Source organism: Brevibacillus sp. IT-7CA2 (assembly GCF_949767855.1).
Lineage (GTDB): Bacteria > Bacillota > Bacilli > Brevibacillales > Brevibacillaceae > Brevibacillus.
The window spans coordinates 607,662-622,950 of the sequence record NZ_CATKQT010000033.1 but is presented as its reverse complement, the minus strand read 5'-3'; the positions used below and the strand labels follow the sequence as shown (position 1 = coordinate 622,950).

General features: G+C 47.8%; 11 protein-coding genes. 1 reads left to right on the top strand and 10 read right to left on the bottom strand.

Annotated features, from left to right (window positions below):
- Nucleotides 1-101: 101 nt before the first annotated feature.
- From ACM6JA_RS19530 to ACM6JA_RS19485, 10 genes are all read right to left on the bottom strand, one after another.
- Nucleotides 102-1,538 (bottom strand): MDR family MFS transporter, encoded by a 1,437-nt coding sequence (locus ACM6JA_RS19530; protein WP_414853671.1) that lies wholly within the window; start codon nucleotides 1,536-1,538, stop codon nucleotides 102-104.
- 143 nt (nucleotides 1,539-1,681) lie between these two features.
- Complete coding sequence (locus ACM6JA_RS19525; protein WP_414853696.1) at nucleotides 1,682-2,311, bottom strand: NUDIX hydrolase; 630 nt, start codon at nucleotides 2,309-2,311, stop codon at nucleotides 1,682-1,684.
- Between the two features lie 127 nt (nucleotides 2,312-2,438).
- Nucleotides 2,439-4,013, bottom strand: a complete 1,575-nt coding sequence (locus ACM6JA_RS19520) for an ABC transporter substrate-binding protein (protein ID WP_414853670.1) — start codon at nucleotides 4,011-4,013, stop codon at nucleotides 2,439-2,441.
- A gap of 685 nt (nucleotides 4,014-4,698) precedes the next feature.
- A complete protein-coding gene (locus tag ACM6JA_RS19515) occupies nucleotides 4,699-5,922 on the bottom strand; it encodes an amidohydrolase family protein (RefSeq protein WP_414853669.1) in 1,224 nt (407 codons plus the stop codon).
- A gap of 36 nt (nucleotides 5,923-5,958) precedes the next feature.
- Nucleotides 5,959-7,530 carry a glutathione ABC transporter substrate-binding protein gene (locus ACM6JA_RS19510; protein WP_414853668.1) on the bottom strand — a complete coding sequence of 524 codons (1,572 nt, stop codon included), beginning with the start codon at nucleotides 7,528-7,530 and terminating at the stop codon, nucleotides 5,959-5,961.
- Nucleotides 7,531-7,629: 99 nt separating this feature from the next.
- Nucleotides 7,630-9,216, bottom strand: coding sequence for a glutathione ABC transporter substrate-binding protein (locus tag ACM6JA_RS19505; RefSeq protein WP_007728623.1), 1,587 nt, complete (start codon nucleotides 9,214-9,216; stop codon nucleotides 7,630-7,632).
- 291 nt (nucleotides 9,217-9,507) lie between these two features.
- A complete protein-coding gene (locus ACM6JA_RS19500) occupies nucleotides 9,508-11,112 on the bottom strand; it encodes a glutathione ABC transporter substrate-binding protein (RefSeq protein WP_007728624.1) in 1,605 nt (534 codons plus the stop codon).
- 524 nt (nucleotides 11,113-11,636) lie between these two features.
- On the bottom strand, nucleotides 11,637-12,269 hold the full coding sequence (locus ACM6JA_RS19495; RefSeq protein ID WP_414853667.1) for a sterol desaturase family protein: 633 nt from the start codon (nucleotides 12,267-12,269) through the stop codon (nucleotides 11,637-11,639).
- A gap of 25 nt (nucleotides 12,270-12,294) precedes the next feature.
- Nucleotides 12,295-13,011 carry a GntR family transcriptional regulator gene (locus tag ACM6JA_RS19490; RefSeq protein WP_414853666.1) on the bottom strand — a complete coding sequence of 239 codons (717 nt, stop codon included), beginning with the start codon at nucleotides 13,009-13,011 and terminating at the stop codon, nucleotides 12,295-12,297.
- A gap of 166 nt (nucleotides 13,012-13,177) precedes the next feature.
- Nucleotides 13,178-14,251 carry a branched-chain amino acid aminotransferase gene (locus ACM6JA_RS19485; protein WP_414853665.1) on the bottom strand — a complete coding sequence of 358 codons (1,074 nt, stop codon included), beginning with the start codon at nucleotides 14,249-14,251 and terminating at the stop codon, nucleotides 13,178-13,180.
- A gap of 231 nt (nucleotides 14,252-14,482) precedes the next feature.
- On the opposite strand from ACM6JA_RS19485, the gene ACM6JA_RS19480 reads away from it, so the two are divergent.
- Nucleotides 14,483-15,265, top strand: a complete 783-nt coding sequence (locus ACM6JA_RS19480) for an SDR family oxidoreductase (protein ID WP_414853664.1) — start codon at nucleotides 14,483-14,485, stop codon at nucleotides 15,263-15,265.
- The last annotated feature ends 24 nt before the right edge of the window (nucleotides 15,266-15,289 follow it).

Here is a 15,289-nt window from a genome sequence, read left to right as displayed (position 1 = left end):
AGTATCGATGAATGTAACAACTGGCAATATGAAGTTTGCATTTTTTGGAAAACTGTAACCAATTATTGAAAAAACGTCCGCACTCGGCGGACGTCTTCGAATTAGTGTGTCTGTTTGACTCGGCTTCCTTTTGCGATCACAAGCGCCAGAACAAAGCTGCCTATCCCAAGCACTAATGTGCCTGTAAAGACCACATGAACACCGCTAGCCAATAAGTCTCGGATCTGTGCCAGCTGTGCCACTGGAATCGATCCGTGTTCAAAGGAAGCTCCTAAATTCGTATGACCACTTGCTACAGTCACCATGTTGAACAACATTCCGAATACGGCTGCCCCGAAGGTTTGGCTAAATGTACCCGTGAATGTATTGAGGGCAACCGCTGTCCCCCTCTTATCGACTGCAACGGACGATTGAATTTTTACCATGATGATCGGAGAAATGAGCCCCATTCCCAAACCAATTAAGCCTACAGCCACATAAATGAGGTATCCCGCTGACTGAGCGGACAGGAAGCTCAACAATGTTGTCGCTACGGTCAGAACGGCTGTCCCTGCGATAAATAGCTGTTCAGCTCGCAGCTTGCCTAACAAGTTCCCGGCAAGGATAGAGCCGATCGTCCAGCAAACTGGCATCGGTGTCAGGACAAAGCCAGCCATTGTCGCACTTTCTCCCAAGACTCCCTGGCTCCAGATCGGCAAGTACACCACCATGCTGATTACAATTCCATTGGTCAAGAGTGTCAGCAGATTGGTCATGGCCACGTTTCGATTGGTAAAAAGCGAAAGCGGAATCAGCGGCTCAGGCGATTTCTTCTCCACCGATACAAACACCAGATAGGTCACCAAAGCAAATACGATCAAGGAAATCGTCACCGGACTGGTCCAGGATTGATTTTGGCTACCTGTTAACAAGGCATACAACAAGGCGATGGTCCCGAGCGAAAAAATAAGCGCGCCCGGATAATCGATATGGCGCTTTTCTTTGACGGCAAGCTTTTCCTTGTACAAAAAGACGAGCATGAAAAACGATACGAGGCCAAAAGGTAAGTTAAGAAAAAAGATATAACGCCACGTCAGTGTATCGACCAAAAATCCTCCGACCAGCGGACCTGCCACACCGGAAAGTCCCCATACAGCGCTAATCCAGCCCTGCGCTTTTGCTCTGGCAGTCTGCTCGGTGTACAAATCTCCGATGATGGTCATCGTAATCGGCATGACTGAACCTGCACCCAAGCCTTGAATGGCACGGAAAACAATGAGCTGCCACATCGACGTCGCCACTCCACAGAGCGTGGAACCTAACAAAAAGATACCGATCCCGATTAACAATACGTTTTTTCGGCCAAATAAATCAGCCAACTTGCCGTAAATGGGAGCAGATACGGCAGTGGCAAGCATGTAGATGGCGTATACCCAGCTCACCTGTTCAAAGCCTGCCAAATCACTCGTAATACGTGGTACAGCTGTACTCACAATCGTTCCTTCCATCGCAGCAAGGAATGTCGAGAGCATTAGGGCAATCATAATCTGTAGTCTCATCTCGATCTCCTCTCTCTATCTACGCATGATCGCGAGCAGCAAAAAGCATTGTCTAGTATATCACATTAGAGAACATTCTTTCTCAGCCAACGAAAAACCTCGTCTTGTCGATGACAAGCGAGGCATTGTTTTTCCGATCAGGGTTATCGATTAGCTGCGCGTAGCTTCACTGCTGCAAACACCTGCTGGTAATAATGCACTTCATGTGGAACAAAGTCAGCTTTGGCCACGATCATCGCTGTATCCTTTTGCTCACCATTTTCCGTTAACAAAAATCCATTCACCGTCATCTGCCCGATCTCGCCCGCAAACAACCGCTCTAGCTCATGCAGACTGACCCAAAACAGCCCCGTGACTTCTTCTTCCTGTACACGGTACTCGCGTAAGAGTTGATCGCATTCATACAAAAATGTATGGCACATTTCCTTATCAATGATGGAGGGGGCAAACATTACATCACGAATCACGCCTAGCTTGTCCAATTCCTCAAAGCTCACGGACAAGCCCAGCTCCTCCTCCAATTCCCGTACGCCGTCACATGGCTGTTCCGAAGCGAGAAGATGACCGGCAGAGGTAATATCGAGCAAGTTCGGACAAGTATCCTTTTGTGGATGTCTTTTTTGGAACAACAATTCGATCTGGTCATCTACTACGCGATAAATCCAGCAGTGAAAGGTTTGGTGCCACAGACCCAAACGGTGTACCTCGCTACGCGCTTCTACCCCAATGTGCTGTCCTGCTTCGTCAAAAATGTCTAGCTGCTCTTCCTGCATGTTTTCCACCCCATGACTTGTCTCTTGCGCATTTCTTTTCCCCAAGTTACATTCCCGGTGCAGATCGTGAATTCCTCTCTATTGACGAAAGAAGGGACAGCGACAAACGCCATCCCTTCTATCATCTTTAGTTGATCGATACTTCATCCAGCATCAAGTAGCCAACAGGGCTCAGCCAGAAGCCATTTACATTCTTGGATGTAACCGCCACATGGTCAATCGTGCGGATTGGAAGGATCGGTACTTCCTTCAGCTCGATTTCTTGCAGCTTTGCGTAAATTTCATTGCGTTTTTGTACATCTTTTTCGCGACGTCCTTCTTCAATCAGCTTGTCTACCTCTGGATTGTTGTAGAACGCCATGTTACCTGCGCTACCTTTCGAAGTGCTGTGGAAGACGTTGTACTGGTTGTAGTCGCCATCACCTGTAGCATTGCCCCAGCCCCCGATGAACATCGCATGCTCACCATTGTCTGTGTGCTCCAGATACGCACCGTATTCCATTACTTTGATCTCCAAATCAATGCCGATGCCTTTCAACTGTGACTGGATGACTTCTGCTACGTTCATGCGCTCTTTACGGTCGTCTGTCACGATGGATGTCTTGAAGCCGTTCGGGTAACCTGCTTCTGCGAGCAGTGCTTTTGCTGCATTGACATCATACGAGTAATCCTGGAGATTCGGGTTGTAGCCGATTACTTTTGGGGACATCGAGGAAACAGCTTGTGTTCCTACATTGTTGTATACCCCTTGTACAATGGCTTGCTTTTCGATAGCATGCGCGATAGCTTGACGTACGCGTACATCATCAAATGGCTTCTTTTGCACGTTAAAGCCGATATAATCCACACCCAAGCCTTCTGCACGCACCATGTTCATGCCAGGAGATGCCTGTGCACGCTCTACTTCCGTCACAGGAAGCTGATCGCCAATGTGCGCTTCGCCTGCTTCGATCATCGCTACGCGTGTCGTATCTTCTGGAACGACCTTGTACAATACTTCATCGACCTTTGGCTTTTCACCCCAGTAGGTATCATTTTTCGAGAGTTTCATATCTTGACCCGGTGCCCACGATGTAAATTTGAAAGGTCCGGTTCCTACAGGCTGCTTCGCCAATGTATCGGAATGCTCGGCGATTGCTTTCGGGCTGATGATGCTTCCTTCTGAGCTAGCCAAGATGGAGAGCAGCGGTGCAAAAGGATACTCCAGCACGAAATGTACAGTCTTGTCATCCACGATCTTGATTTCCTTGATCATGGAGAAGTTGGATGCACGCGGTGATGCCACCTTTGGATCGAGTACACGTTCGAACGTCTTTTTCACAGCTTCTGCTGTAAAGGGTGTACCATCGTGGAACGTAACGCCCTCACGAAGCTTAAACTCCCATGTCAAGTCGTCGAGCTGTTTCCATTCAGTAGCGAGTGTAGGCTTGTACTCGCCGTTTTTATCGCGAGAAACCAAGCTCTCATACACTTTTCCATACACATAGTTTGCCGAAGGAATATTAGAGATGAAATGCGGGTCTAGATTGTTGGCGTCTGCCTTGCGAGCTACAATCAGGGTTCCCCCTTCTTTCGGAGCTTCTGCAGCAGTTGTATTCGTTGAACCGGATTGCTCCGAGCTCGCGCCACCACATCCAGTCAGCGCAACACTAACCGTCAATGTCAGAGCCAACAAGGAACCGACCATGCGCGTTTTCTTCATTTGTGTCTACCCCCTGTAGAATACTGTCGAAAATTCTGAATGTATTTCTTATTTGCATTATACGGTAGATTTTCAACCGAACCTTTCAGCATCTTTACATCAATTTATAATATTTTTACTTTTATTTAATTTTGTACAGTTAGAAATATACATGGATTCGTAGCCTCGGTGACGTATTCGCACGTTGAAGCTAAAAACGCTCCCGTCATTCATCCCTCCGCTCGGTTGGGCTCCAGAGGCGCTATGACTGGAAACACGCTTCTTTGACGTTGCTTTTGCTGATTTTCCGATCTGTATATGAAAGCAACAAGAAAATGATTGAAGGTTCTTCATGATTGTCCTTTTTTATCATTCATAGTTAGTTAAGTAACCTTCTTGAATAGACTTCAAGTAATTAATCAAAGCTACGCCCGAAGAAGTGCATTTCCAGTCCAAGTGCCTCTGGAGCCCAACCCAGCGTAGGAATAAATGGCGGGGGTTTTAAGCTTCACTTATGAAACCCTTCCTCGAAACTTCTACGTTTGAAGCGCTCCCGCCATTTATTCCGAAGCGAGCAGTCAATCCTCCTTGCGGGGCGGAGGCCGAAGCGTAGACTGGAAATGCACTTCTTCCTTCACTACAGCTACTATCACTAACAAATGAAAAATCCGACCTCCCTAAGAAGATCGGATTGCGCTTACTATCTTTATGATTGTTTCTGCCAAACCATCTTGCCCGAGAAAACCACCGCTTCCTTCGGAGATAGTCTAGCAACAGCCTCGGCGGAGCATTTGGCACGGACGAAAACCGCATTTGCCTCATCTCCTACTTTCGGCCAAACCTGATTCCCAGCTTGGTCCAGTGGAGTCACGCCACCTGTAACGAATCCCAGTGCTCGCGATAGAGATCGCTCATCAATCCAACGGAACCGTTCAGCCAGACGATTTGCTTTTTGCAGCATATCTCCGGTTCCAAATGGGTCCCAGTGATCGGTGATGTTGTCATTGCCCAATCCAACATGGACGCCTTTGGCATGAAGCAATGGAATCGGGATGGTCGGCATATCAATGGGAACAGCTGACATGACAGCGATTTGCTGTTCGGCAAAAAGCTCCGCGACCTCTTCTGCCACAGCAGTCGGAACCTCTCCTAGCCCATAAGCGTGACTGACAGTGACTCGACCTTGCCACCCCGCATCCTTCGTCATAGCAGCCAGTTTTTTCATAATATAAACACCCAAATATCCAGGCTCGTGCAAGTGCAGGTCAACATCCGCATTCGCTTCCACCGCTATGTCCATCATCGTATCAAGAGATTTCTCGATATCATCGTCAAACGTGGCAGGATCGACCCCACCGACGAGGCCGGCTCCATGCTTCATCGCCTCACGGACGAGGGAAACGGAATCACTGCGCAGCAAACCATGTTGGGGAAACGCGACAATTTCCCAGGAAAGTTTTTCACGGTAAGTTGCCAATGCCTCCAATGTCGCTTCCAGATTTTTCAACCCGATGACCGGGTCAATGTTGCAATGGGTTCGCACGTGAGTAGCACCGTGTGATTGCACTAACTCCAGCAGCTTTTCTGCACGCTCACGAGCGACGGGAAGCTGGCGGGGCAGCAGTTCCTGCTCTTGTTCGATTCGAAAAAAACGATTGGGAGCAGGAAGAACGGCTTGCCACGGACCTCCATAAAATGTTTTGTCCAAATGAATGTGCATTTCCCGGAAAGAAGGAAGCATCAGTAGGCCTTGTGCATCCCACACAGATACCCCATCAGGTATATCAGAAGAAGCCGGTACGATTTTCTCCACGCAACCGTCCGTGAGCAAGACATGAAAACGCTCCGTCTTTGTTCCCGTCACGATGCCATTCGCCTCTTTATAACCACATTCCAGACTCGCATTTTTGATCCACAAGCTTTCTTTCATGCTCCGTCTCCATCCTTTTCTCTCTAAATGTTTGCGTTATTCAATCGTAATGCCATTGATCATCATGTACCCAGAAGGGCTGATCCAGAAGCCTTTGATGTTTTTCGCGACTGCAGCGACATGCTCAAGATTACGGATTGGGATGATTGGTGCTTCTTGCTTTTCAATCTCCAACGCCTTTGCATAGATTTGCTTGCGCTTTTCGGTATCCTGCTCGCGGCGCCCCTCTTCGATCAGCTTGTCTACTTCTTTATTCACGTAGAATGTTGTGTTTCCGCCTTTGCCCAAAGAGCTGGAGTGGAACAGATTGTACTGGTTGTAGTCAGCGTCACCAGTGGCGTTGCCCCAACCGCTGATGAACAGCTCTGTTTCACCGTTGTCTTCAGCATCTAAATAGGCTCCATACTCAAGCACTTTTACCTCTACTTCAATGCCGATTCCCTTTAACTGGGACTGGATTACTTCCGCTGCATTAATCCGTTCCTTGCGATCGCCTGTCCACAAGGTTGTCTTGAAGCCGTCCGGATAGCCTGCTTCTTTTAACAGGACCTTCGCCTTGTTCGGATCGAACTCGTATCCTTTTAACGCCTCATCGTATCCCAGAACCTTCGGACTCATTGCGGAATTCGCTTTTGTACCGACATCGTTGTACACACCTTTAATAATCGCATCGGTCTCAATCGCATAATTGATCGCCTGGCGAACACGGGCGTCGTCAAACGGTTTTTTCTTGGTATTGAACCCGATGAAATCTGTCCCCAAGCCCTCTGTACGGTACAAGCTCATATGAGGGGAATTACTGACGCGGTCAATTTCTGTCACCGGCAATGGTTCAGCGATGTGCGCCTCTCCCGTCTCTACCATGGCTACGCGTGTCGTATCCTCTGGTACGACTTTGAAGACAGCCTTCTTGAATTTTACCTTTTCTCCCCAGTAGTTGTCATTTTTCGCGAGTACGATCTCTTGGCCAGGTGTCCACGATTCGAATACGAATGGCCCTGTACCGACGGGATGTTTGCTCAGCTCCTTGCCGTATTGCTCAATTGCTTTTGGACTAATAATGCTACCTTCGTGGTTGGCGAGGATCGACAGTAATGGGGAATACGGGTAGGCTAGCTTGAAATGAACGGTGTAATCATCCACTACCTTGACTTCCGATAGCATCTTGAACTGAGACGCACGTGGAGAGGCGACCTTTTCATCGAGGACGCGTGCGAATGTTGCTTTCACCGCTTCGGCATTAAACGGCGTACCATCGTGGAAGTTGACTCCCTGACGCAGCTTGAACTCCCAGGTGACATCGTCCAACTGCTTCCATTCCGTGGCGAGCATCGGTTTGAACGCCATGTTATCATCTCGCTGGACGAGACCTTCGTACACTTTGTGATGGACCACACTCGCTGCATTGATCGCTGAAATAAAGTGCGGGTCTAGATTATTTGCGTCAGACTGCCGTGCAATCACCAGCGTCTGATCTGTTGCCGGAGCTTCCTTCGCTGCCGGAGTCCCTGCCGCATCTTGCTCTGTACCTGATGAACAGCCTGTAAGCACGAGGCCAACGCTCAGGATACCTGCCAGCATTGAACCTAGCATCTTTTGTTTTTTCATAGACTCGCCCCCATTTTATTCCTCTTTGTATAATTAATCAGCATAGCTCGTTCCCAATGGGCGAAGCTATGCTGATCATGAAGCACTTTTCGCTGAAAATTATGGCAATGTTACATCGTCGATCTCAATGTGTCCTGCTGGGCTGATCCAAACTCCTTCTACACCTTTTTGAATCGCTGCGAGGTTTTCTGAGAAGCGGTATGGTACCATTGCGGCTTCGTCCATTTCAATTTGCTGTGCTTTTTCGTAGATTTGCTTCCGTTTTTCTTCGTCTTTCTCTTTGCGGCCTTCATCGATCAGCTTGTCCACTTCCGGATTGCTGTAGAAAGCATGGTTGCCGGCTGCTCCTTGCGACTTCGTGTGGAACAGATTGTATTGGTTGTAGTCTGCATCGCCTGTGGCATTGCCCCAACCGCTGAGGAACAATTCTGTTTCGCCTTTGTTGGCTGCTTCAATATAAGCTCCGAACTCTAGCACTTTCACTTCCAAATCGATATTGATTTGTTTCAGCTGTTGCTGCAACACTTCTGCCAAGCTAACTCGTGCCTTGTTATCATTTAAGTAAATAGTTGCTTTGAAACCGTTCGCGTATCCAGCATCCGCCAACAGCTTTTTGGATTTTTCCAGATCGTAAGGCAAGTCTTTTACATTCGGGCTGTAACCAACCATGGACGGGGTAATGGAAGAATGAGCAACCGTCCCGACATCGTTGTAGACCCCTTGAATGATGGTTTTCTTATCGATCGCATGTGCAATCGCTTGACGAACGCGCACATCATCGAACGGCTTCTTCGAGTTGTTAATCCCGATATGATCGCTAGCGAAAGCAGGGTAACGACCAAGTGTCATACTCGGAGAATTTTTCACCCGATCGACTTCTGTCACTGGCAATTGCTCAGCTACATTCGCTTCTCCTGTCTCGACCATCGCGAGTCTGGTCGTATCCTCTGGAACGGTCTTGAAGACGACTTTGTCCAGATTCGGTTTGTCGCCCCAATAGCTATCGTTTTTCACCAGGACGACTTCTTGACCAGGTGTCCATGATTCGAATTTGTAAGGCCCTGTTCCCGTTGGATGCTTGGTCAAGTCTTTCCCATACTGTTCGATCGCTTTTGGTGACAAAATGCCACCCTCTGCACTGGCAAGTACGGACAGGAGTGGTGCGTATGGATAGTGCAGGATGAATTGAACCGTTGTATCATCCACGACCTTTACTTCTTTGATTGCTTCAAACAAATTGGCGCGGTTAGAGCCTACTGCCGGGTCTTGGACACGAGCAATCGTCTTTTTCACAGCTTCCGCATTGAATGGTGTGCCATCGTGGAACGTCACACCAGAGCGAAGCTTGAATTCCCATGTCACATCATCGAGCTGCTTCCATTCAGAAGCGAGTGAGCCTACATATTTGCTTTCTTTGTCCATCCGAACAAGACCCTCGTATACCTTGTGATGAATGATGGCAGCGGAATTGATTTGCGTTAGAAAATGTGGGTCAAGGTTGTTCGCATCAGACAAACGGGCGATGACGAGTGTCCCGCCTTCTTTGCCGGCTGGTGCAGAAGCATTGGTTTGCCCAGATGAATTGGTACTCCCTCCTGCTTCAGGTGCTTGTGAGCAGCCTGCCAACGCTGTAGACACCGCAACGGTCATGGCAAGCAGCGTCTGGAAAAAGCGCGTCTTTTTCATGTAGTTATCCCCCTGTTTTGTGAAAAACGTCTCGACGTTTTTCATAAATGTTGATGTGACCGCTTGCGGTCAAAAAAACGGTCGTGACCGTTTTTTGCGCCAGATGCACTTGAATATTTCGACCATTCGCGCATATTTCATTTTACCCACTATTCTGGCATTGTATTTTCACTCTCTTTACTTGTATTTTCACTTTCTTTACTCTTTTTTTTCAGTATTTCTACTTTTATACGAACAATGCGTGTTCAAAAAAAGACCCCTCCATTTGTTGGAGAAGGTCTCATGCGCCTGCTATTGAATCGTCACTTGGCTCACGTCAATGTACCCGGATGGACTGATGTACACACCCTGTACATTTTTTGCAATGGCTGCGAGGTTTTCACTGCTGCGGAATGGCAGCAACGGCACCTCCTCCATCTCGATTTGCTGTGCCTCTGCGTAGATTTCCTTGCGCTTCTCTGGATCTTTCTCCTTACGACCCGCTTCAATCAGCGCATCGACTTTCGGATTATTATAGAAGGAATGGTTGCCTGGCACACCTGCTGACGTGCTGTGGAAAAGGTTGTACTGGTTGTAATCTGCATCCCCGGTCGCATTGCCCCAACCACTAATGAACATTTGCGCTTCACCTTTTGCCGCCAATTCCAGATACGCGCCGAACTCCATCACTTGAATCTGCAAGTCGATGCCGATTCCCTTCAGCTGGGATTGCAGCACTTCTGCCACATTGATCCGTGCCTTGTTGTCATTGAGATAGATGGTTGCCTTGAATCCGTTGGCGTAGCCTGCTTCGGTGAGCAATTGCTTCGCTTTGTTCAAATCGTATTCCGGCGTTTTAATACTCGGGCTGTAGCCGATGACTTTTGGCCCTAATGACGAGATGGCTACTTTTCCGACATTGTTGTAAACCCCTTTAATAATCGCTTCCTTATCAATCGCATGGGCGATGGCCTGACGAACGCGAACATCGTCAAAAGGCTTCTGCTTGACGTTCATCCCGATATGGTCAACTGCAAATGATTCGAATCGTCCCAAAGACATGCTCTGCGAATTCTGTACCCTTTCCAGTTCAGTGACTGGAAGCTGTTCTGCGACATGGGCTTCACCTGTCTCCACCATGGCTACGCGTGTCGCATCCTCAGGAATAGTCTTGAAAACGACTTTTTCCAGCTTCGGTTGGGTGCCCCAATACTTCTCATTTTTCACCATGACGATTTCTTGTCCAGGCGTCCATGATTCAAAGATGAACGGCCCCGTCCCAACTGGTTTCTTGGACAACTCTTTGCCAAATTCCTTAATCGCCTTTGGACTGATAATGCCACCCTCGGCACTCGCCAGTACAGACAATAGCCCTGCGAACGGATAATGTAAAATAATTTCTACCTTCAGTGGGTCAATGACCTTCACTTCTTTAATCATGCCAAACATGTTTGCTTTGGGAGTCGGATTGTCTTTGTCCAGGATACGGTCGATTGTCTTCTTCACAGCCTCAGCATTGAAGGGTTCCCCGTCATGGAAGGTAACACCGTCACGCAGTGTAAATTCCCAGGTAACATCGTCTTTTTGCTTCCATTCCTTTGCCAAAAGAGGTTTGTACTCGCTATTCCGATCCATCATGACCAGACCTTCATAGAGCTTGTGCTGCGTCACTGCCATGGAATTAATCTGGGTACTGAAATGCGGGTCCAGATTATTCGCATCGGACAAGCGCGCAATAATCAAGGTACCGCCTCCACCCGCTGCGGCCGATGAAGACGCGGGGCTAGTCGAAGCTTGATTGGAGTTGGACGCGGAATTCGTCCCACTGGATGTCTGACTGCCACCACAGCCTGCCAAGACTGTAGAAAGCAAGACGGACAGGGCGAGGATGGATCCTAGCATGTGCTTCTTCTTCACTGTGAATGCCCCCTTATTCTGGATGATAGAATGAAAAGAATATGACATGACTAAATATTACTAATTTTCTTACTATTAATCTTTTCAATATCTTTACCTTTCTTTTCATTTTCTTTACCATGTGGTTTTTGAATGTTCAAAATAACTCTATTGAAGCTACCTACCATAGTGGAGGAGAAGAAAAAGCACAGGTCTCTTCGACTCTGACACGCCAGCAGGGGGGATTCACTGGACGTCTCCACTTAAAAAAGGGGACCGTCGAGCCAAAGCCACCCTACGGGCGGATGTTTCTCAAGGAAGAAGTGTTCGACAAGCGTGGTCCCCTTTTTGAAGTTCCGACTGGGTAGGCGTTGTCAAGGTCTACGAGCCCTGTGCTTTTTCTTCTCACTAGCTTTATTGGTTCATCGGTACCTTTTACAACGTAAAGAAGATAAAAAACCATCCCTAAAAAAGGGATGGCCGTGCAAAAGATGTTGAAATATGTTCTTTTATACGGGTACAAATGACGGGGGGCTAAAGACCATTTACAGTTCAACATCTTTGTCCCATCGTCTTTCCAGATCCCTCACTTTCGAGCTTTTCTCGACATCCTGTTCATTCTTGTAAGTTCCCAGCATGACGTCAAATACAGGGCTGGTAACACCGTACCAATAATGTTCATTTTTGAAGTGATGCCATAGATGGAGCTTTTTCATCCAGCGCCCCCATGGAGATATGGGTTGAACCGGACGATGGGCGATATAATGCGTCCATTCATAAAATAGCAGAAATCCTATCACGCCTGTAACAAAGGCATTGGTCACAATCACGTCGGAAGTAAGCAGATAACAAATGGCGCCGGTTCCTGCAATGAGCGGCAAGCTGTACCACACGGGCAAGAACAACAGGTGCAAGTTGTTCGGATCGGCGTGATGATCGTAATGTAAGCGTTTTAACAAATGGAGAAAAAATGGATTTCGAGGCGGTTTAAGGTGAAAGAGAAATCGATGAATCAAGTATTCGCTTGCCGCATATCCAATCATCCCCGCCACGAGTGCCACCCAGGTTTCCAACACGTACCATTCAGAAATAGTGAAAGACAAGCTAATCAGAAGTAGAATGCTCATGATGAGGATATCCGGAAACGTAAAGAATTCCTTCAGAAACTTTGCCTTCAACAGAACGCCCTCCTCTCGTGTTCCTTCACTTGTCTTGTTCCAACACGGTTCGGTTTCTCCACAGCTCCAAACTTTTTTCCATTGCCTTTCTGGCTACACGCTCTGCTTCGATGAAATCTCCCTGTAAAGAGACGTTCAACAGTTCATGGTAATAGTGCCAAGATGCCTCGCGGTGTTCCGGGATGGAAAAATACCTCCGCGCCATTTTTAGGTAAAAGGAATCAAAACTGTTTACAATCAGTAAATAGATAGGATTTGGAGAAAGCCTCGTCAGATTTTTCTGCAGCTCCCAGTCAAACGCTGCATAAGAATCAGCATCAGGTTTCAGTTGATCGAGATTGGCAAGCAATGCGACTACCTTCGGCCGATGAGCAGCAACCGCATTACGAATGTAAACAGGCGCCAACGATATCCGCAGTTCCAGCAAGTACGAAATAAACTCATCCGTAACATCGTCGTGGTTTTGAATGATATGGACAAGGGTCATTACATTGCCTTGATGCCAATAATCGTTGACAATTGCCGGATGCCCTTTCCGCACAGTGATCCAGCCATCTCTTTCCAAGCGTTGCAGTGCTTCTCTAACGGTTGGCCGACCTACCCCGTAGTACTCTGCCAACTCCCGTTCCGGTCGCAGCGTACTTCCTGTAGGATACTCTTTGGTCAAAATTGCCTTGATTAGTTTCATCTCAATTTGATCTGACGCCCGTTCTTTCTTTCCCCCTTTTTTCTCCAATGTCATGATCGCCTCCCTGTGCCGCTGGTCCTATAACAAATTTTTGTGGTATTACCACAAATGGTAGTATTTTACACATCCTCCTGTCAAGATGAACTTTCCTACACGATCAAAAAAGGCATAGCCCTCTTTCGAAAAAGAGAAGGCTATGCCTCTTGTGTTACTGGCGTGATTATTCTGTCACTTCTACCGACCAGCCAAACTTGTCTTCACGCTCACCGTATTGGATTCCTGTCATCTCGTCGTACAGTCTCGTTGTCAATTCCCCTGTTTTTTCACCGTTGATGATCATCTGATGTCCGTTCCAGTTCAGATCACCGACCGGGGAAATAACAGCCGCTGTTCCGGTACCGAATGCTTCTTCCAGCTCGCCGTTGACGTAAGCGGTATGCAGGTCTTCCATCGAGATCCGCTTCTCTACGACTGGAATTCCCCAGTCCTTGAGCAATTGGATGGTCGAATCTCTCGTGATACCCTCCAGGATGCTGCCGTTCAATGATGGGGTCCACACTTCCCCTTTTACCTTGAAGAACACGTTCATACTGCCTACTTCTTCAATATATTTGTTCTCTACGCCATCGAGCCACAGCACTTGCTCATAGCCTTTTTCTTTTGCTTCCACTTGTGCTTTCAGACCGCCTGCGTAGTTACCTGCCACTTTTGCGTTTCCTGTTCCGCCTCTTACCGCACGAACATAATTGTTTTCTACGTAAATTTTCACGGGCTTCATGCCACCCGCATAGTACGCTCCAACTGGAGAGAGCACGATCACCAATTTGTACGTATACGAAGCGCGCACACCAAAGCATGGCTCTGTCGCAATTACGAAGGGACGAATGTAGAGAGACTGTCCGTCTTCTGTTGGAATCCATTCTTTATCTACTGCCACCAGCTGTTTCAATGCCTCGACCATGAATTCCTCGTCGATCAACGGCATGCTCATACGCTCCAATGAACGGTTCATACGCTTGAAATTTTGATCAGGACGGAACAAGCGAACCTTGCCCTCTTGATTCCGATAAGCTTTCAAGCCCTCAAAGATAGCTTGCCCGTAATGGAACACCATTGCTGCCGGGTCCAATGTCAGCGGAGAGTAAGGAACAATTTGTGGATCATGCCATCCTTTACCTTCTGTATAATCCATGGTGAACATATGATCGGTAAAATGAACACCGAACCCCAGCTTGTCAGAAGCTGGTTTTTCTTTTTTCTGTTCTGTCCGGGTAATTGTTAACTGACACTCCATCTTCTACATCTCCCTTAGTATTAAATCCACTATTTGAACAACTTCCTATATATACAAAATAGCAACAATTTTGCATGATTTCCAGCGTAAGTTTCTCCTACCCCTACAATTTATGGTTATTTAGCGAAAACTTCGCAAAGTTTTCGTGATCGTTTTTTTACTTCGTATGCAGGATGAAAGGAATAGGTATCCCGAAAAGAATGTATAGGGACAGAATGAGGAGGGATTTGTATGACCACACACCTTCGCTTGCACGGAAAAATTGCCATAGTAACAGGAGCCAGCCGTCTTCAAGGAATTGGGGCTGCTATCTGTAAAATGCTAGCCTCACACGGCGCCGATATATTCCATACGTATTGGACCGCCTATGACCAATCCATGACGCATGGGATTCAAACGGATGAACCCGCAATCTTGCAGGACGAGATCAGACGCTACGGAGTTAAATGTGCCGGGATCGAGATCGACCTGTCACAGCCTGATGCCTACAAAGAGGTGATCGACGCAGCTACAGCACAACTGGGCGAACCAATCATCCTCGTCAACAACGCTTGCTACTCGACAAATGACGGCTACGAGGCACTGGATATTGCCAGTTTGGACGCACATTATGCCATCAATGTGCGAGCAACCACAATGCTCAGTGTGGAATTTGCACGTCGCTTCTCTCAACAACGCGGAGGCCGAATTATCAACATGACATCTGGTCAGTCCAAAGGCCCGATGGTCAGCGAGATCGCGTATGCGGCAACAAAAGGAGCCGTGGATGCCCTGACGACGACACTGGCTGCCGAAGTAGCCACGCGAGGGATTACGGTCAACGCTGTAAATCCTGGGCCCACCGACTCAGGCTGGATGAACGAAGAAATCAGGCAAAACATTTTGCAGCGATTTCCTTTGGGACGGATTGGACAGCCCGAAGATGCAGCGCGTCTTGTCGCCTTTTTGGCAAGTGACGAAGCGGAGTGGATTACCGGACAGATTATGCATTCCGAAGGCGGGTTCATCCGGTAAGTGAAAAAAGCACAATCCGCCGTT